The 19,567-nt window shown below is 33.9% G+C and carries 20 protein-coding genes; 3 read left to right on the top strand and 17 right to left on the bottom strand.

Annotated features, from left to right (window positions below):
* Window position 1: 1 nt before the first annotated feature.
* From cydD to AC3WVA_RS14155, 8 genes are all read right to left on the bottom strand, one after another.
* A complete protein-coding gene (cydD, locus tag AC3WVA_RS14120; RefSeq protein WP_492322007.1) occupies window positions 2-1,717 on the bottom strand; it encodes a thiol reductant ABC exporter subunit CydD in 1,716 nt (571 codons plus the stop codon).
* Complete coding sequence (gene cydB / locus AC3WVA_RS14125) at window positions 1,717-2,733, bottom strand: cytochrome d ubiquinol oxidase subunit II (protein ID WP_071757894.1); 1,017 nt, start codon at window positions 2,731-2,733, stop codon at window positions 1,717-1,719. Before cydB ends, cydD begins: the two co-directional genes overlap by 1 nt.
* The gene (gene cydA / locus AC3WVA_RS14130) at window positions 2,720-4,123 is read right to left on the bottom strand and encodes a cytochrome ubiquinol oxidase subunit I (protein ID WP_071757893.1); all 1,404 of its coding nucleotides are present in this window, start codon (window positions 4,121-4,123) and stop codon (window positions 2,720-2,722) included. The genes cydB and cydA overlap by 14 nt, the downstream gene beginning before the upstream one ends.
* Before the next feature lie 616 nt (window positions 4,124-4,739).
* Entirely contained in the window at window positions 4,740-5,795 is a 1,056-nt protein-coding gene (locus tag AC3WVA_RS14135) for an LLM class flavin-dependent oxidoreductase (RefSeq protein WP_071757892.1), read from the bottom strand.
* 83 nt (window positions 5,796-5,878) lie between these two features.
* Window positions 5,879-6,322 carry a MarR family winged helix-turn-helix transcriptional regulator gene (locus AC3WVA_RS14140; RefSeq protein ID WP_076875033.1) on the bottom strand — a complete coding sequence of 148 codons (444 nt, stop codon included), beginning with the start codon at window positions 6,320-6,322 and terminating at the stop codon, window positions 5,879-5,881.
* 153 nt (window positions 6,323-6,475) lie between these two features.
* On the bottom strand, window positions 6,476-6,796 hold the full coding sequence (locus AC3WVA_RS14145) for a carboxymuconolactone decarboxylase family protein (protein WP_088316320.1): 321 nt from the start codon (window positions 6,794-6,796) through the stop codon (window positions 6,476-6,478).
* A gap of 4 nt (window positions 6,797-6,800) precedes the next feature.
* Window positions 6,801-7,208, bottom strand: coding sequence for a tautomerase family protein (locus tag AC3WVA_RS14150; RefSeq protein WP_098520185.1), 408 nt, complete (start codon window positions 7,206-7,208; stop codon window positions 6,801-6,803).
* Window positions 7,209-7,249: 41 nt separating this feature from the next.
* Entirely contained in the window at window positions 7,250-7,798 is a 549-nt protein-coding gene (locus AC3WVA_RS14155) for a DUF4865 family protein (protein ID WP_098520186.1), read from the bottom strand.
* A gap of 120 nt (window positions 7,799-7,918) precedes the next feature.
* Between AC3WVA_RS14155 and AC3WVA_RS14160 the strand changes: the two genes are divergently transcribed.
* Window positions 7,919-8,707, top strand: coding sequence for a LysR family transcriptional regulator (locus tag AC3WVA_RS14160; RefSeq protein WP_098520187.1), 789 nt, complete (start codon window positions 7,919-7,921; stop codon window positions 8,705-8,707).
* Window positions 8,708-8,803: 96 nt separating this feature from the next.
* On the opposite strand, the gene AC3WVA_RS14165 is transcribed toward AC3WVA_RS14160, so the two are convergent.
* The 7 genes from AC3WVA_RS14165 to AC3WVA_RS14195 form a co-directional block, all read right to left on the bottom strand.
* Window positions 8,804-9,757 carry a branched-chain amino acid ABC transporter permease gene (locus AC3WVA_RS14165; protein ID WP_071757916.1) on the bottom strand — a complete coding sequence of 318 codons (954 nt, stop codon included), beginning with the start codon at window positions 9,755-9,757 and terminating at the stop codon, window positions 8,804-8,806.
* Window positions 9,758-9,806: 49 nt separating this feature from the next.
* A complete protein-coding gene (locus AC3WVA_RS14170; protein ID WP_000382792.1) occupies window positions 9,807-10,667 on the bottom strand; it encodes a branched-chain amino acid ABC transporter permease in 861 nt (286 codons plus the stop codon).
* A gap of 21 nt (window positions 10,668-10,688) precedes the next feature.
* The gene (locus tag AC3WVA_RS14175; protein ID WP_098345622.1) at window positions 10,689-11,390 is read right to left on the bottom strand and encodes a branched-chain amino acid ABC transporter ATP-binding protein; all 702 of its coding nucleotides are present in this window, start codon (window positions 11,388-11,390) and stop codon (window positions 10,689-10,691) included.
* Window positions 11,368-12,141 carry an ABC transporter ATP-binding protein gene (locus AC3WVA_RS14180; RefSeq protein ID WP_098520188.1) on the bottom strand — a complete coding sequence of 258 codons (774 nt, stop codon included), beginning with the start codon at window positions 12,139-12,141 and terminating at the stop codon, window positions 11,368-11,370. The genes AC3WVA_RS14175 and AC3WVA_RS14180 overlap by 23 nt, the downstream gene beginning before the upstream one ends.
* An 89-nt stretch (window positions 12,142-12,230) precedes the next feature.
* Window positions 12,231-13,448 (bottom strand): substrate-binding domain-containing protein, encoded by a 1,218-nt coding sequence (locus tag AC3WVA_RS14185; protein ID WP_098520189.1) that lies wholly within the window; start codon window positions 13,446-13,448, stop codon window positions 12,231-12,233.
* Window positions 13,449-13,733: 285 nt separating this feature from the next.
* Window positions 13,734-14,651, bottom strand: a complete 918-nt coding sequence (locus AC3WVA_RS14190) for a CobW family GTP-binding protein (RefSeq protein ID WP_098345619.1) — start codon at window positions 14,649-14,651, stop codon at window positions 13,734-13,736.
* Window positions 14,652-14,754: 103 nt separating this feature from the next.
* Window positions 14,755-16,191, bottom strand: a complete 1,437-nt coding sequence (locus AC3WVA_RS14195) for a flavin monoamine oxidase family protein (RefSeq protein ID WP_098345618.1) — start codon at window positions 16,189-16,191, stop codon at window positions 14,755-14,757.
* A 201-nt stretch (window positions 16,192-16,392) separates the two neighbouring features.
* Here AC3WVA_RS14195 and AC3WVA_RS14200 point away from each other — a divergent pair, with 201 nt between their 5' ends.
* Complete coding sequence (locus AC3WVA_RS14200) at window positions 16,393-17,337, top strand: L-lactate dehydrogenase (protein ID WP_016088332.1); 945 nt, start codon at window positions 16,393-16,395, stop codon at window positions 17,335-17,337.
* A gap of 56 nt (window positions 17,338-17,393) precedes the next feature.
* Here the strand turns inward: AC3WVA_RS14200 and AC3WVA_RS14205 are convergent, their stop codons facing one another.
* Both AC3WVA_RS14205 and AC3WVA_RS14210 read right to left on the bottom strand, forming a co-directional pair.
* Window positions 17,394-18,407 carry an AI-2E family transporter gene (locus tag AC3WVA_RS14205; protein WP_098345617.1) on the bottom strand — a complete coding sequence of 338 codons (1,014 nt, stop codon included), beginning with the start codon at window positions 18,405-18,407 and terminating at the stop codon, window positions 17,394-17,396.
* Window positions 18,408-18,703: 296 nt separating this feature from the next.
* Window positions 18,704-18,835 (bottom strand): hypothetical protein, encoded by a 132-nt coding sequence (locus tag AC3WVA_RS14210; RefSeq protein ID WP_048527332.1) that lies wholly within the window; start codon window positions 18,833-18,835, stop codon window positions 18,704-18,706.
* 178 nt (window positions 18,836-19,013) lie between these two features.
* Here AC3WVA_RS14210 and AC3WVA_RS14215 point away from each other — a divergent pair, with 178 nt between their 5' ends.
* Entirely contained in the window at window positions 19,014-19,430 is a 417-nt protein-coding gene (locus AC3WVA_RS14215) for a GNAT family N-acetyltransferase (RefSeq protein WP_098345616.1), read from the top strand.
* Window positions 19,431-19,567 lie beyond the last annotated feature (137 nt).

The raw sequence follows: 19,567 nt of genomic DNA on the forward strand, positions 1-19,567 counted from the left end.
TCTATCCCCTCTCTTTCCTATGAAAATGTAATGCCTCATTCTTTAAAAGCTCTTCATACGTTCCACTTTCTATCATTTTCCCTTTATTTAAAATAAGAATATGATCCATCTGTTTCATCCAGTGAAGACGATGCGTTGCAAGAAATACTAACTTACCTTCAAACAGACGTAACATCGCTTGCTTTATTTCAAATTCAGTTTCTATATCAAGATGTGCCGTAGGCTCGTCTAATAAAATAATTGGCTTTTTACTTAAAAGTGCACGCGCCATAGCAACACGTTGTTCTTGCCCGCCACTAAGCATACGTCCACCTTCTCCAATTTTTTCGTACATCCCGTTCGGAAGCGATGTAACAAGTGAACGTAGACCAACTTCATTAATAACTCTTTCCACTTCTTCATCTGTTGTATTTGTTTCGTAAAAACAAATGTTATCTTTTAATGAAAGCGGGAAAATATAAGGTTGCTGCGGAATATAAGCAATATTCTTTTGCCACTCTTCACGAGTAGCCCCGTCAATTTCCACACCATGTACGATCATCTTTCCAGCTGAAGGAGTTAAAAATCCTGCTAATACGTCGATTAACGTTGATTTCCCTGCCCCACTTTCACCAATTACACCTATAGCGCCAGTGCCTTTCCAAGTAAAATCAATTCCCTCTAATATAGCTTTTTCAGATTCCTCACTCTTTACTTTTACATCTTGTAATTTCAAGTTACTAGTTGAATTCCATATTAAGTCTACTTTAGATTCTTTCTTTCCTATTTCTTTTTGTTGCTGTAAAATCTCTTCTATTTGCTCCATTGCAAGTTGTCCATCTAACGTAGCATGATAATTTGCTCCAACTTGTTTAATTGGCAGAAAATATTCCGGAGCTAAAATTAAAATTGTAAGGGCTGGCAGTAGTACAATTGTCCCATCTATTAAACGGATCCCTAATCCGACTGCCACAAATGCGATTGATAAACTCGTAAAGAAATCTAATGCAAAAGAAGAAAGAAAAGCAACTCGCAAAGTACGCATCGTTGCTTTTCTATATCTTTTACTTACTTTTTCAATCTTTCCTTCGTGCTGTTTACTTTTCCCTAAATACTTTAATGTTTCTAACCCTTTTAACGTATCTACAAAATGATTAGAAAGTACACGATATGTCTCATATTGACTATCCGCCATTTTCTGCGCTGCTAATCCGAGTAGAATCATAAATATAATTACGATAGGAATCGTTACAACTAAAATGATTCCAGACTCAATATCTAGCGTAAAAACATATAGTACAATTAGTCCTGGTACGATACTACTTCTTATCATTTTAGGAATTGTTAATTCAATATATGTTTTAAATTTCTCAATACCTTCTATCGATAAGGTAACCAGATGACCTGTTCCAGCAGTTTGAACATACCGTGGACCTAATGTGAAATACGCCTCTATTAATTGTTTTCGCAGTAGCGATCCTGTTTTTTCAGCGAAACGTTCCACCAATATTTGCGATACTCGAACTAGCATGTGACGTACTGCAAACGCGATTCCAAAATAAACCGTTTCATTTAACACAGATTGCACTGTTTCTCCTTGAAATAAAAACGTAATAGCCCTCGCTAAAAACACTGTTTGTGCAATAATACTAAAAGCTTCTAAAATGCTAATGATTGTTAACACTACATATAAAACTCGGCTACCAGGATACGACGGAAGTCCTCTTTTTCTTTTCATTAGTACTCCAAATCTTTATCTGACTTAACAGGTTGTCTAAACACATAGAAACTCCATATTTGACTTCCCAAAACAAATGGCAATATAGCAATCGAAAAATACGTCATCAGTTTTAGTGCATAATCTCCCGATGCTGCATTATAAATTGTTAAATCGTATATTGACCCTAATGAGCTAATTAAGACACGTGGGAACATGCCGGCAAACACACTCGCACTAAGTAAAACGATTGTTAAACTCGTCATAACGAAAGCCCAACCATCTCTTCTTCTTTTATTTAATAATGTTGACGCACATAATGCTACAAAAGCTCCGATCGGAACCATGATCCACTCTGTACCATGACCAGTGAATATATCTGTTTTCCATAACCCTACACCGGCAAAAATTAGAAGTGCTATAATTGCAAGCGGTGCAATTTTCAACGCAGCAATACGTGCACGTTCTCTTAACTTACCAGTTGTACGTATAGTAAGGAATTGCAATCCGTGAACAATACATAGCAGAAGGAACATAACTCCTCCAAGTAATGCAAATGGATGTAGTAATTGTAAGAATCCACCTACAGCATTTTTCGTCTCATCAATTGGAATACCTACCATAAAGTTAGCAATGGCAACTCCCCAAAGGATAGGCGGTAGTAAACTTCCTAAAAACATACCCCAATCCCAAAAACCTTTCCATTTATGATTATCTATTTTCGCACGGAATTTAAAGGAAACACCTCTAATAATTAAAGCGAGAAGCATAAATACAAACGGAATGTAAAACCCGCTAAATAAAGTTGCATACCAGTGCGGGAATGCTGCGAACATAGCCCCACCTGCACAAACAAGCCATACTTCATTCGCATGCCAAAATGGACCGATTGTATTTAAGTAAATTCTTTTCTCTAAATCGTTTTCCCCTAAAAACCTTGAAACTATACCTACACCGAAATCGAAACCTTCAAGTACAAAGAAGCCTACGAATAAAACTGCAATAATGATAAACCACAACTCATTAAGAGATAACATACTCATCCTCCTTATCAAATGGATCATGGCTTTGAGAATCCTGTTTCGCTTTCTTATTCTCATGTCCTTTAATAGTACGAACGAATAAGTAAATAGTAATTCCACCTATAATTAAATATAGTGATGTGAACGAAACTAAAGAGAATAATACTTCTCCGAATGTAACATTTGGAGATACAGCATCTTCCGTTTTCATAACACCGAAAACTACCCAAGGCTGACGTCCCATTTCAGTCATAATCCATCCTACTGTATTACCGATAAACGGTAATGCGATTGCATACACCATTAATTTTAAATACCAAGTTTTTTCAGCTAATCGATCTTTTCTTGATAAGAACCATCCGTACGCTCCTAGAAGAAGCATAAATGTTCCACTCATTACCATCGCTCTAAAACTCCAGAACATAGTGTGTACTGGTGGGATATAGTCTCCAGGCCCATATTTTTCTTCATATTGCTTTTGAATTTGATTCATCCCTTCTACTTGACCGCTAAATTTATCAAATGATAATAGACTTAGCATATAAGGGATTTGAATTTCAAACGAGTTTTCTTGCTTCTCAGCATCAATTTTCGCAAATACTGTAAATGGCGCTGGATCTTCACTCGTATTCCATAACGCTTCAGCTGCTGCCATTTTCATTGGATGTGTCTTAATTAATTGTTGCGCTTGCGCATGACCGAAGAATAATACTAGCGCAGTTGTAAGTGTTCCAACAATGATAGAAATGCGGAACGATTTTTTAAACACTTCAGTTTCTTGAGCTTTCGTTATTTTCCATGCACTCACACCTGCAATAAAGAATGCACCAGTTGCAATCGCCGCTGTAATTGTATGCGGGAATTGTACCCATAATTGTGGGTTTTGAATGATCGCTAAGAAATCATTCATTTGTGCACGTCCATCTGCTGCCATTTCATACCCTACCGGTGATTGCATAAATGCACTTGCAGTTAAAATCCAAAATGCTGATAACATTGTTCCAATTGAAAGGAGCCAAATACATAAAAGGTGAATGCGCTTCGGTAATTTATCCTCACCGAATACCCATAAACCTAAAAATGTAGACTCAATGAAAAACGCTAATAAACCTTCAATCGCAAGTGATGGACCAAACACATCACCTACAAAGCGTGAATAGGTTGACCAGTTCATACCAAACTGGAATTCTTGTAAAATACCAGTTACTACACCTACCGCAAAGTTAACAAGGAATATTTGTGTCCAAAACTTCGTCATCTTCTTATAAATTTCTTGTCCCTTTACTACATATAACGTTTGCATTAAAGCAATGATAAAAGCTAAACCAATAGACAGCGGAACAAAAAAGTAATGGAAAATCGTTGTTGATGCGAATTGTATTCGTGCCAATTCGAGCGTTTCCATACTACAATCACTTCCTTCATAATTTTTTATATCGTAATTTCAATTGAGTTGTATGAATAAAACAACTCAAATCTTAGAAATATAGAAAGATAAATTTGTTTATGTACTTTTAGAAAATATAAATTTTCAGTTTTCAAGATAATTACAAAAGAACTTTCTCATAAAATTTACCTTTTCACTATTTCAGTAGTGTTTTATCCGTTAATCGAATTGTATAATATACCTGCATAGTAAATTCAGCTGATTTTTGACGTATTATTGACATCATTTTGTCTGAAATATGTCTTTTGTCATTTTCTTGAATTAGATTTTTCTCATTAATAAAATGTGCTTTTTTAATATAAGACTTACTTTCATATCAATAAAATAATCATTTCCCTCTTCATACACTTGACTTTCACGCGAAAAAATGTCCTCTGAACCAACGGAGAAATCAGTGAGTTTTTTGTCAAGAGGAAAATGTATTTTTAAAATTCAAACACAAAATAATATTATTCAAAAATAGAAAGTCTACTCCCACTTTCTAGACTAAAAATTCATTTTATTGTCATTTTTTCAAACTAAATTCATACATAAAAAATACCGAGAATCGATTAGACTCTCGGTATTTTTTAAATTATTTTGCTGTATGTTTTCTAATAGCCGGTAAAATCTCAGTAGCAATTAGTTCGATATTTTTCTCAATTTTATTAAGTGGTACACCACCAAAATCAATTTGTGCCATAAAACGTTGTTGTCCAAATAATTCATATTGATAAAGCATTTTTTCAATAATTTGTTGCGGGCTACCAACCATTAATGCATCACGATAATCTACTGCATTTGTAAACTGTTGTTTTGGATATCCACCACCGCGTAGTGTAAGCATACCAGCATTAATATGAGGATAGTATTCATTAAATGCATCTTGTGAATTTTTTGCTGTATAAAATAAACTCGTCGTTGCAACTGGTAAGCTTGCTGGATTAAATCCACTTTGCTCAGCAGCCTCACGATAAGCATCTACTGATCCTTTAAAGTTAATAGCTGGACCACCTAGTGTTGTTATCATCATTGGCACACCCGCACGTCCTGCTTTAATCGCACTAGCTGGTGGGCCACCAACTGCACGCCAAATTGGTAAGTTATTATTTTTTGCTCTTGGAATAACCGATGCATGTGCAAGCGGTGCTCTGAACTGTCCGTTCCAAGTTACATGTTCCTCTTTATTAATTTTCAATAAAAGTTCCATCTTCTCTTCAAATAATTCTTCATAATCATTCACGTCATAACCAAGTAAACTATATCCCCCAATACGAGATCCACGACCAGCCACGATTTCTGCACGTCCATTAGAAATCAAGTCAATTGTAGCAAAATCCTCATATACTCGTACCGGATCAGATGTACTTATTATCGTTGCTGAACTTGCAATTTTTATATTTTTCGTAGCTTGTGCAATAGCCCCTAAAATGACTGTATGAGCTTGCGTTGTAAAATGCGTTTGATGACTTTCACCGACAGCAAATACATCAAGTCCAGCTTCATCTGCTAACTTAGCTGTTTCAATTAATTCATGAATTCTTTGTCCCGCACTAATCTTCTCTCCGTTATGTGGATTTAAAACATGATCCCCAATTGAATATAATCCAAACTCCATTCCTTTACTTGTATCCATACGGTATTTTTCCATAGTTGCTCTCTCCTTTAATTAAGTCGTATTAATTTTATTCAACTAACCATCACTTGATTAGTCAATTGATGTTGTAAAAAAAATTACTCTTGCGGTAATTCTTTTTTTTCACTGTGCTTATGCACTTTCGTCATTAGCTCGTATAATATTTTCTGCTCTTCTTCATTTAATACATCATCAAAAAACGAAGATTGAAATGCAAGCTGCTCTGGCAATGCTTTTTCTAAAACTGCTTCTCCTTGCTCTGTAAGACTAATTGTTTTCGTTTTCCAATCTTGTTTTCGTACTATATATCCTTCTTTTTCAAGACGAGTTAACATTCGAGAAATACCACCTTGTGTAACAGTTACCTTTTCAGCTAACTCCATTTGCGTTAGTGGTTGATACGTACGTATTTGTAAAAGCACATCAAATTGAGCAGTCGTTAAATCAAAACGTTTTAAAAACTCATTTGACATCTGATTACTTTGGTTCGTAAATCGTATTAAACGTAACCATATTAATGATCCTATCGTATTATCACGCATGTTTGATCACTTCCTATCGTGAATCTTACTATCACTTTACTACGCAAGTGATAAAAAAGCAAGAGAAAAAGTGAAAAATATCTCATTAGAGTATTGCATAAATAACGATAAGAAAGAATTCATATTTAAATGAATTCTTTCTTATCGTTATTCTTAACTTTCCATTTCATTCATTACTATATTTAAAACTGCTACCGCTTTTGGCCAGCCAACATAAAAAGCCATATGTGTTATTAATGCAATCATTTCATGTTCTGCAATTCCATTTTGTTTGGCCAACTGCAAATGAAATGGTAATTGTTCTGTATTACCAAGACTGATTAATACCGAAACTGTACATAAACTTCTTTCTCTTAATGTTAAAGTGTCATCCCGCCACACTTCCTCAAACAATATCTCTTCACTATAATGAGCAAATGCAGGTGCCTTTTCTCTCATTTTCTCTTGAATACAATATTCAATGGATTCATTCATCGTTTCACTCCCCCTTCACTTTTACCAATTGTGCCATTCCTTGACCAAATGACCAATTTTCTGCAGATGTCTCATTTAGCGTAATAAAAATATCTGTACTTTTTATACTAGAACATTCAGAAACCTTCGAGGATATCGACTGATACAGATCACTTTTCTGTTTTATCGTTCTTCCCGGTCCACATGTAATAGAAACATACATCATATTATTTGTTCTCTTTTCTCCTCTTTCCAACAAATAATATGGATTATATAAAAAGTGATTTTGTTGATAAGGTAAAAACATTTGAAAAAAATCATTTTCAGGGATGTTAAAATGTTCAATTAATGAAAGATGAATACATTCACCTATCTTTTTGACCTCTTCTTTATTTAATTTATTTTCATGATAATAAACGTTCACAAAAGGCATACAGTTTCATTCCTTTTCTTAATTTAACATTCAACAAATTTTCATCGTGAAATGTGCAAAATCTCATATACTGTAACATCTTTATTCGTTACCATATTAGGCTTATCATTATAAAATCTGAATTGGCTATATCCCCATTTATCTGGATTATAAATGATTACATTTCCTAAACTCTTTTCTATGTTTTGTACATTCTCATTCATAGTGTTTAATTGAGTCCCTCTCAGTGAATTACTTTGAGAAATACTCCCTGTATACTCAACAGCATATCTACTTTTTTTAAAATCATCACTTAAATTAACAACTAATGGAACACCTATATTTATTTGTTGCCATCCAAAAGATTGTAAAATATTATCATAATACCCTTCAAAGATAAATTTGTTCATTCCTTCATGGCCATTCCAAACATATAAAGGTGCATAACAGTTATAGAAATTCCCGTCCTTACCTTCCTCATTAATTAAATACGCTTTAAAATTTAGTTCTTGAAAACCATCAGTTTTATGCCCATTATCCTTTACTCTTTTTTTAATAATCTCCATGTCATAATCCTTTGGCAAAATGACTTTATATTGCATTCCAATCATATTTATCACTCACTTTCTAACTTATATACACAATGATAAACCGATGATTGACTACCGTAAAATAGGTATAAATTATGTTTGATATCATTTATAATGATACCGTATAAGGGGCTGTGATACATGGAAATAAATGATCTTATTATATTCAAAACTGTAGTTAGTGAAGGTTCTATTAGTAAAGCTGCTAAGGAGTTAGGATATGTTCAGCCGAACGTAACTGAGCGAATAAAAAAATTAGAACAAGAATTAGAAACTCCTTTACTACATAGAGATAACAAAGGCGTTTCCTTATTACCTTCTGGTGACATTTTATTAAACTATACGAATCAAATATTAACTTTAGTAGAAGAAGCGAAAGATAAAATTAAAACGAGTGGTTCTTCTTATGTAATAGCGACGTCACAATCTATTTTGACCAATTATGTAAGTAAGCGTATTAAAGAAAATTTCAGGAATTATCAAATATATGTAGAAAATAGTAGTCATTTGCATAAATTACTGCAACAACAAAAAGTTGATATGGTCATTACTTATGAGGATGATCCCAATGCTGCTTTTAAAAAAGTATTTACTACTTCCATTTCTGTAGGCTTATTACAAGCGAAAGGAACGCCTATCATTGACTATTCAAAGGAACTCTTCTTCGTTAGTAATGACAAAAAGTGTCCTTTTAGAAATAAGACGATACAATTTCTAACAGAAAATAATTTATCTCAACGTCAACTTCAACAATTAGATTCTTATTCGCTTATGGAAGAGTTCATTCAGGATGGTAAAGGAATAGCCTTTTTACCGATTAAAAATGATAACTTAGTGCCCGTTGAAGTTGTTCCAATTGAGAAATTAGCTATTCATTTTTTTACAAATCAAAACTCTTTAAAACAAATACCTAATGAATTATTTGAGTAGGATAATATCTTTAAACTAACTAATTACATACAACAATAAAAATCCCTCCTTTACGAATCTAAAAGAGGGATTTTTATATTTTATACAATTGATTTTTCACACATTTTGCTCCACTTTTGCACTTTTTTCCTTCTTATTCCGTTTCATATCCTTCAAACTTTTTACCGTTCCAACTAATCCTTTCGGGAAAACTAGCAATACGATAATGTATAATAACCCAAGAATAATCGTCCATCTTTCAAAAATTGGATACACTGTAGCTAATTCTGATAAATAGTATTTCAGTGATTCAATAATTCCTGCTCCAGCAATTGCTCCAATTAACGTTCCAACGCCTCCAATCATCGTCATCAATAATGCATTTAATGTCATTTCAATTGAAAATACAGTCGTATTTACAAAGCGTAGTGTGACAACAAATAAACCACCACTAATCGCAGCTACTACTCCTGCCACAATACTAGCAATAATTTTATAATGAAGAACTTTATATCCTAATGCTTCAACACGTTGTTCATTTTGTGAAATTGCCTTTAATACTTTTCCGATAGAAGATTTAGTAAAAAGACGTAACAGAATAAAAATAACGATTAAACATATAAGTGTTACATAATAAAAGGTAAAACGATCACGGAATAAGTCTGGTACACCAAATGTAAAACCATCCCCTCCGTGAGTAAGCCCACGCCATTTTTCAGCAAGTACGAAAAACAACTGTGAAATAGCAAGTGTTAACATTGCATAAAAATGGCTTTTCAGCCGTAAAGAAAGCAAACCAATTATATAACTAACAATTGCTGAAATGATAATTGCAGCTACTAGCCCTATTAAAAAGTTCGTTATAGATACTCCTTGCCGATCAAATAAAAGCGCTACGCCATATGCTCCTATTCCAAAGAACATACAATGACCGAACGATACAATTCCTGTATATCCAAGCAATACATCAAAACTCATTGCAAAAATAGCAAAGATGAAGATTTGAGTGAACAAAATTAACAAGCTCCGTGAGTCATTTACGAATGGAAATACACTTAAACAAATGAGCATACATACTCCGAAGTATACTTTAATTCGATTTGATGTGCTGTTCACCATTTCACCCCTTTTCACCAACAAGTCCATTTGGCTTCACGATTAAGAAAAATAGTAACATTAACATATTGATTGCAAGTGATAAATCTGGTATAAAATACGCTGTAAAAGCACCAGCTAATCCGACAATTAATGAAGCGATTGCTGAACCTTGTACGCTTCCTAACCCTCCAATGATTACTACTATGAAAGCTAAAATTGCATATTGCATACCCATTTCAGCGAAAATAACTCCTGAATACGGTGCTAATAAGAATCCTCCCAACGCTGCCATCCCTGCTCCTAATAAAAAGACGAAAGAAAATATCGCTTTTACGTTAATACCTAGCGCTTGAACCATCTCTTTATCCATTACACCTGCACGTATCATAAGACCTATCTTTGTTTTTTTGAGCAATAATAGTAAAGCAATGTAAATGATGATCCCAATTAAAATAACGAATAAACGATATTTAATTAATATAACGCCTCCAAATGTAAAACTTCCTTGTAGCCATAACGGTAATTTTGCACCAATTGGATTAGGTCCCCAAAATACTTTAATACATTCACTAAGTACAAGCATCCCTCCAAGCGTCACAAGAAGCTGGCGAACATGATTTCCATATACCGGTCTAATAAGGAATCTTTCTAAAATGAATCCAAGGAACATCCCCATAGCTATTGCCCCAATTAAAGCTAATACATAACTACCTGTCATATTAAATAGCCATACACCTGTAAACGCTCCCCACGCAAATAATCCACCATGTGCAAAGTTTAGAACGCTCATTAAACCGAAAATAAGTGAAAGACCTGACGCTAATAAAAAAATGAGCATCCCTGTTGAAATCCCATTTACAAATAAATTAATTAACACATCCATCCTTCTCACCTCGGATTCATGTTAAGAGATTCCTAAATATTTATGACACATTTCCTTATCCTCTTTTAATTCATGCATAAAACCGTTATGAACAATTTTTCCGTTATCCATAATATAAAAGTAATCACCAATTTGGCTAGCCATCATAAAGTTTTGTTCAACGAGTAAAACTGTTGTTTTCTCCTTCATTTTCAAAATGGCTATCATTAACTTTTCTATCATAATAGGGGACAACCCTTTACTCGGTTCATCAATAAGTAATAAACCATCACTATTAATAAATGCTCTTGAAATTGCTAGCATTTGCTTTTGTCCTCCACTTAAGAGCCCACTTTTTTTGTGCCAAAACTGCTTTAGATCCGGAAATAATTCAAGCATCCATTCGACTTTCTCTTCCGCTTCTTCTCCCTTCTCTCTAGCAAGAGCGAATGTTTCTTCTACTGTCAGATCGTGAAAAATACCTTGATTTTCTGGTACATACCCTATTCCTTTTCTAGAAATTAAATGTGTAGATAGTCCATTTACTTGTGTATGATCATAATAAATTTCGCCATGTGCGATATGGTGAAATCCCATAACCGAACGTAATGTCGTAGTCTTTCCTGCACCATTTCTCCCAAACAGTACAGTAATCGTCCCTTTCTCAACAGCAAAAGATACCCCTTGTAAAATATGAAACTGATCTAAATACGTCTCTATATTATTCACTTGTAATAGTGCCACTATATAATCCCCCTAAATAAGCACTTTGTACACGCTCATCTTTCATTATTTCTTCAGGCAAACCTTCAGCCAATAGCTCTCCATGAAATAAAACGATAAGATGGTCTGACAAATCTAGTACCATATCCATTTTGTGTTCAATCAGTACAATTGTACTCTCTGGATGTTTTTTTATATTTTCAATCACTTGCAAAATAGCCGGTACCTCTTCAACTGATATACCTGCCGTTGGCTCATCAAGTAGCAACACATCTGTTTTTAAAGCTAATAACATCGCAAGCTCTAATTTTCGTTTTTCCCCATGTGCTAAATCTTTCGCTAATACATGTTCTTTCTCCTGAAGTAATACTGTTTTTAAGAAACGTCTCGCCTCTCCAACTTGTTGCTTAAATTTTGCTGAACTCGGAAAAAAACTATAGTAATCTTGCACGAATGATTGAACACTTAATCGAACATTTTCAAGTACCGTTAACTCTGGGAATATATTTGTAAGTTGAAAAGAACGACCAATTCCTAATCGAGTTCGATCCGCAATTGATAACTTTGTAATCTCTTGTCCTTTAAAATATACTTCACCCTTTGTTGGAGAAATTTGCCCACTTAGTAAATTAAATAACGTTGTCTTTCCTGCACCGTTTGGTCCAATAATGGAAATGAGCTTCCCTTTTTGTACTGTTACATTCACATCCTTAATAACATGATGTTCACCAAAAGATACGCTTAGATTTTTCGTTTCAAGCAAATGTGTCACGAAATCCCTCCCTTTAAAGCTTTAAGTATGAAAGAAATACGTATAAAGAGGGTTTCCCCTCTTTATACAAAAACAACAGAAAATTCAGTCTATTTATTTTGAACTGGTGGTTCTGTCTCTTTCATCGTTAATTCACGCTCTAATACTGGCACCGGATAGTCTACACCATCTTGCTTTTTCAATGTGATAGAATACAATGTCTGCATCGCTTGATGATCCTTTTCTCTAAAATTCATCTTTCCTTTCGGTGTATCAAATTCCATTCCTTCCATTTTCTTAATTAATGTATCTACATCTGTATCACCTTTTGTTTTCTTTAAAGCTTCTACAATTGAAATTGCCGCTGACATTCCTCCTGCTGTAAATAAATCTGGCACCGCACCATTAAATCGTTTTTTATGTTCTTCCACTAACCAATCATTCACCTTATTTTTCGGGAGTGTATGATAATAAACAGAAAAACCTTGCATTCCTACTAACGCATCCATCGTTTTTAATGCCGGTATATCTGGTGCACCGGTAGAAATTTTAATACCTTGTGCTTCCACATTCATATCTTTTAACTGTTTCCAAGGTGAGTTTGCCCCTGCCCAAACGATAAATAAATAATCTGGTTTTGAGCTAATGATATTTTGAATATTTGCAGTGAAGTCAGTCGAATTTGTATCTGCGTATTGCTCGTTTACAATATTTGCCCCTAATTTCTTCGCTCCAGCTTTAAATGCCGCAATTCCTTCACGGCCAAATGCATTATCCGGGGCAAACGTCGCAATCTTTACATCTTTTTTTGCAATTGCAGCTGCTCCTGCAATCGCATCTTGCGAAGAGCTTCTTCCTGTTCTAAAAACATACTTATTCCAATTCTTTCCGGTAATACTATCAGCAACTGCCGGTTCTACGACCATTATTTTTTCATATTCTTCAGCTAATGGTAAAACTGCTAATGTATCACTTGAACTAGACGATCCGACTAAAAAATCGACTTTCTCTTCTTCTAATAACTTCGTAGCTTTTTTAACCGCTACCTCTGCTTTCGTTTCCGTATCTTCTACAACAAACTTAATCTTCTTCCCTTCCACTTTCCCAGTGCCGCCCGTGGCATAGTCTAACCCTAATTCAAATCCGTTCACTGTTTGTTTTCCATATGATTCTAATGGACCTGTTAATGAAGCAAGAACTCCTACCTTAATCGTCTTTTCATCCTCTGTACTTGTTTTCTTTCCTGAACAAGCTGCCGTTATTAATAACGAGCCTAAAACACAGCCAGTAGCCATCATTCTTAGCCATTTACGTTTTTTCATCGACATTGTGATCCTCCCCATACTTTTCTTTCTGATAGAATCAAACACGCCAAAGTCCCCTGCCCGTAATCATGACTAACTATAAGGTAGGTAATGGAAAACTCTTGTAGTATCCTCTACATTCGGCACAAATCTATAATCACCTTCCTATTTAATGGAAACGGACATACAATCAATATATATTCTACTTTCTAATTTAAAATACTGTTTCGTTGTAGTATTAATCATGAAAAAACTACAATAATTAACTTAGGTTATTAAGTCAATTATTGTAGCCTATGTAAAAAACACTTAATTATTTTCTACTTTCTCTAACCCTTCAGCCAATTGTTTCTTATCTAGCCCTTCCCCTATTACTACTAAGTTCGTCGGGAAACCGAAGTCTTGTTCCAGTAAAGTTGGTACCCCAAATGAATATTGGAATAGGTGTGGGTATTTATCTCCATGGAATTTCACAAATCCTTTTACACGATAAATACTGTCTGGTAAATTTGAAAGCCATTCATATAAATTGTCTTGATCAATCGATTTCGTAAATTGATACGTCATCGTTTGTATATGTAAATGCTGTTTTACATGTAGTTTCTCATGTTCCACGTCATTCGTAAATTCAGCTTCTTCTATGTCTTCTAAAGATATATTACAATATTTTGTTTCAAACAATTTCGCATGATTATTTATCACTTTCACTTCTTCAATTACTTTGTTCTTATCCTCATCTGTTAGTAAATCTGATTTATTAATTAAAATGTGGCTACCAAACTTCAGTTGCTCATGCAATAATTGCTGAACGTTTGCACTTAATACACTTCGGTTTAACCACCTTACTGCATCTAATACAACGACAATTGATTTCACTTCTAAGAAAGGTGCTAAAATTGGTGATACACATGCATCTAGCACTTCAATTGGATGTGCAACACCTGTCGTTTCAATATAAATGACATCTGGTCTTTCTTGCTGATATAACGAATGCAGCTGTATTTCAAGCTCTTCTTTTAGCGTACAACAAATACATCCTTTCAGAAGTTCTCTTAAAACATTCTCTTTTCCAATAATATCTGTATCTACCGAGTATTCACCAATTTCATTCATTAATACTGCAACTTTTCTATTCTTCTTTTTCTCCGCTAACAATAAATTTTGTAATAATGTTGATTTTCCACTACCTAAAAAGCCACCTAATATATGAATTTCTACTTTATTCATGTGATCGACCATCCATTTCTTTATTTCAAACGTATTCAAAGCGTAATAATTACGATTTATATTTATTATTTTATTAAAAGAATAGTCATTTGTAAATATATCTTCACCGTTCGTTTACTTCATACGCAACTCTAATTCCAGACTCTATTGCTCCTTGCATCCACCCATGTGTTAATGTCGTATGCTCTCCTGCAAAGTGTACTTTTCCAGACGGTGGTGTAATATATGGAAATAACTCGAGCTCTTGACCTGGTTCAAAAGCTGTAAATGCGCCGCAAGAATACGGATTTTTACTCCAGCTAAAAGATGTTCCAGTAACAAACTCACTATAGACGATGTCACCATATATTTCCGCTAAATTTTTTAATGCGTAACGAATACGATCTCTTTGCGAGAGACTATCCCATGTTAATGCCTCATCTGCCCACGTATAACTCGCTAAAACAATGGCTGCACCTGGTGTATGAATGCCATAACTCGGATAATATGTAAATCGTATAGGTAAATCTGTAATCGATTTACCTCCACATTGTCCCGCTTTCTCCCAAAATCTACTTTTAAACTCTATCGCAATTTTAGTTGCAGCAATATAATTTAACTCACGAATTGCTCGTCTTTTAAAATAAGAGAATAAATGATATGGCTGAATTTCTACAAATCGTAACGTTGAAAACGGAATTGTAATAATAGCACTATCACTTGTTATTGTAAATTGTTCTAACGTTTGCTCATGATTTCCTTGTAGCATTACTTTATTATCTTCTTGTATGATTTTCTCTACTTTATACGACATAAAAAGATTATCTTTTAACTCCGGTAAAAATGAATTTGGTAATGCATCCATCCCGCCCGTTATCTCGTAATATTTTGTCGTTGAGGTAAAAAAGATCATTTCACGTAGTACTTCAATTAAAGACATTCCCATATATGCTTCCATATCAAGAAGTACACCCATCATATCGATTGCTCCGTCTGAATAATACTCAATTAAAAATGAGCCGAGCGAATATGCTTTATACTTTTTTTCAACGATAATCCAGTTTTTATGAGGATCTTTTTTTATAAAGTTTAGTATTGGTTCTAATACTAGTAACATTAACTCTTCTGCCGTTTTTCCTTTTTCGTTCTCTAAAATGGGATATCCAAGTATAGTTGGATTATTTTCGAATATGCTCAATCTCGTTTTAATATTATTCGTATAAATAATATCTGAAGTGGTTTTATTTATAAACAGATTTAACGGTAATTTAAATTTACGAATGTAAGCTAAAGTTAACTCGTGTGTTCCAGGAATTCGCATCGGCCCTGCATTAAAATATAAACCTCTGCTAAACGGTTCACGCATCGTATATATTCTTCCGCCTATTCGGCTATTCGCTTCTAAAATTGTTATGTTATGACCTGCTTCTTTCAATAACGATGCTGCAACTAATCCCGAAATCCCTGCACCAGCAATAACAACCTGCTTTGGGTTATTCGTTTTAACGAGCCCCACATTAATAATATGAAGCATTCTTTCCATCGTTAATGGCTGCATCATGCCTTTTTCCCCTTCAATAAAGGATTTTATTGCATTATATTCAGTTAACTTACTTCCTATGTTTCATGCAAAGAATTGCACGGATACATTTTCAATTACTTGAATATCTTTTATAAAATGTAATAAACTAGATATGACTCTATAGAAGTAAGACGTATTATCTTACATAATAAAATCAATGAAATTGCGAGGAATTTTGAAATGAAAAAAGGTATTAACCGAGTTGTATTAGTAGGAACAGGAGCGGTTGGATGTAGTTATGCTTACTGCATGATTAACCAAGCTGTAGCTGAAGAGTTTGTTTTAGTTGATGTAAACGAGGCAAAAGCTGAAGGAGAAGCGATGGATTTAAGTCATGCTGTTCCTTTTGCACCAGCTCCAACTAGAGTATGGAAAGGTAGCTACGAAGATTGTAAAGATGCGGATCTTGTAGTCATTACGGCTGGATTACCACAAAAGCCAGGTGAAACACGTTTAGATTTAGTTGAGAAAAACGCAAAAATCTTTAAACAAATCGTTCGCAGTATTATGGATAGCGGGTTTGATGGCATCTTCTTAATCGCAACTAACCCTGTCGATATTTTAACTTACGTAACTTGGAAAGAATCTGGTTTACCGAAAGAACGTGTAATCGGTTCTGGTACAACACTTGATTCTGCTCGTTTCCGCTATATGTTAGGTGAGTACTTCAATATTGGTCCACACAACATTCATGCTTATATTATCGGAGAACATGGTGATACAGAACTTCCTGTTTGGAGTCACGTATCAGTCGGTATTCAAAAACTACAAACGCTTCTTGATAAAGACAACACATACACACAAGAAGATTTAGACAAAATCTTCATAAACGTTCGTGATGCAGCTTACCATATTATTGAGCGAAAAGGTGCAACTTACTACGGTATCGGTATGTCACTTCTACGTGTTACTAAGGCCATTTTAAACGATGAAAATAGTGTATTAACTGTTTCGGCATATCTAGAAGGTCAATACGGTCAAAAAGATGTTTATATCGGTGTCCCTGCTGTTTTAAATCGCGGCGGTGTTCGTGAAATTTTAGAAGTAGAATTAAGTGAAGAAGAAGAATTAAAATTCGATCACTCTGTTCAAGTATTGAAAGAAACAATGGCCCCAGTTCTTTAATATGTATAATAAAAAAGCAATCCAATTTATTTTGGATTGCTTTTTTTATTTATTTTCTATTTTTTAATCGTTTCCTCATTATTTACATTCAGTACATCTAGTAAGAAGATGAAGATTGGTATCCCGATTATAAGCCCCCATATTCCAAGGAAATGCTCTGAAAAGATGAGAATCATAAATGTATAAAAGATTGGTAAATTCGTTTTCGCAGACATAAACTTCGGGTTTAAAAAATAACTTTCAAGAGCATGGATTACTGTAATGAACACAAGTATGTATACGACGTATATAACTCCGCCTACGTTATAAGCAATAATACAAAGCGGGAACAAGGAAATGATTACACCTGCAACAGGAATCAATCCTAGTAAGAAAATCATGACAGCCAATACGAGTAGCTGTGGAAATCCTAAAACCATTAATGCAATGACAGTAAGAATACAATTGACAACTGCAATTAAAAACTGTGCTTCAATTACTTTACCGAACGATCTTGCAAACCTTTCGCCAAAATATGCAATCTCCTCATAAAAAACCTTCAGACTACTATCTTTAAATTTTGAAGTAAATGATATTATGCGTTCTTTTTCTAACAAGAAAAATAAACTTAAAATAAGAGAGAGTAGTATTTGCAAACTGACTTTTCCTATATTTGCAATGGATTGATAGATGACATCTACACCTTGTTCTATATATTTTGATACTTCCATCCCATTAATTGTTGAAAGCGCATATTTAATGATCTCATTATCCGGTGGATTTTGAAAAAATAACCTAAACTGATAAATCAATTGGGAAATTTGTATCGTTAGCACAGGTAAGTATTTATATAATGTTGTGCCGATAAAAGTAACTAATATGATATACAAACATGCGATAACAATTTTCCGATTCACTTTCAATTTCTTTGAAATAAAACGTTGAAACCGATCCATTAAAAATGTCAGTATGAACGTAATTAATATTAAATTGATCATACTTTTTAAGCCATATAATACAAGCGCTACTATTATTAAAACGAGAAAACGTTGGAACCCTCTACTTCGAAAGAAATTTTTCACTTCATTCATTAAGATTTAACCTCCTCCTTCAATGGATGGAAATTGAATATATTACATTTTATGAACTTCTATAGACAATCTTTCTTACTAATTAAGAAGAATCCTTTTTTTCTTTTTATATTGTTAGATTCTTTTTGTATTAGCCCATTAACAAATCAATACCTCCCGCAATAGACAACGTTACCTTTACCCACTTCTTCATGTTGTTTCCTCCACTCTAAAAGTTGCTCAATTGTATTGAAAAAGAGAGTTATCCTTATAACTCTCTTTAATTAAAATGCTAAATGAAAAAAGGAAAAATTTCATTACTTCTTTTTTTGCATTTGCTTCACTAATAATTCCTTCACTTGATTATACGTTAATCCTGAATCCTTATTTAAACGTTTTACTTCCTCAACGTCAGTACCTACTACTGTATATTTTTTCTCATCATTCATTTTTCCACTTCCTTTTCTATTGCATTATTTCTAATATTTTTTCCCTAAACCCTTATAAATTAATACAAATGAGGAAACTGTCCGAAATTCGACACCAAAGGGCAATTACGTAAGAGGAAACGATAAAAAAATGTCGAATGTATATACTTGTTGAATATAAAGGCTTGGAGGGTATATTTTGAAAACATATGATTTTAAACATAACAGTCCAACATTAGAAGAGTACAAATATTTGTGTGATTCTGTTGGATGGACTGATTATATGAATTTTGAGGTAGCAAATCTTTCACTGAAGAATTCTATTCACTGCATCACAGTGAAAGATAATGAACAAATAATCGGCATGGGGAGAATTGTTGGTGATGGATCTATCTATTTCTATATTCAAGATATAGTAGTTCATCCAAACTACCAGAAACATGGTATTGGAAAAGAAATCATGCATCATTTAGTTTCATACTTACATGAGAATGCCCCTGATAAGGCGTTTGTCGGTTTGTTTGCATCAGAAGGTAAAGAATCGTTCTATGAGAAATTTGATTTTAAGGATTACTCACCAAACATGACGGGGATGTTTACTGTCATTTCAAAATAATAAACATAATAGATTTTTAATTGTAAGGGAAGAATTATATTTATATGAATGTAATCGCTCTTGCAGTAAGCGTTTATTACATACGAAAGGAGAGTACATATATGGCTGTACTCTCCTTTTATTTCACTCTTTATATA

Source organism: Bacillus sp. EB106-04-02-XG92 (assembly GCF_058791995.1).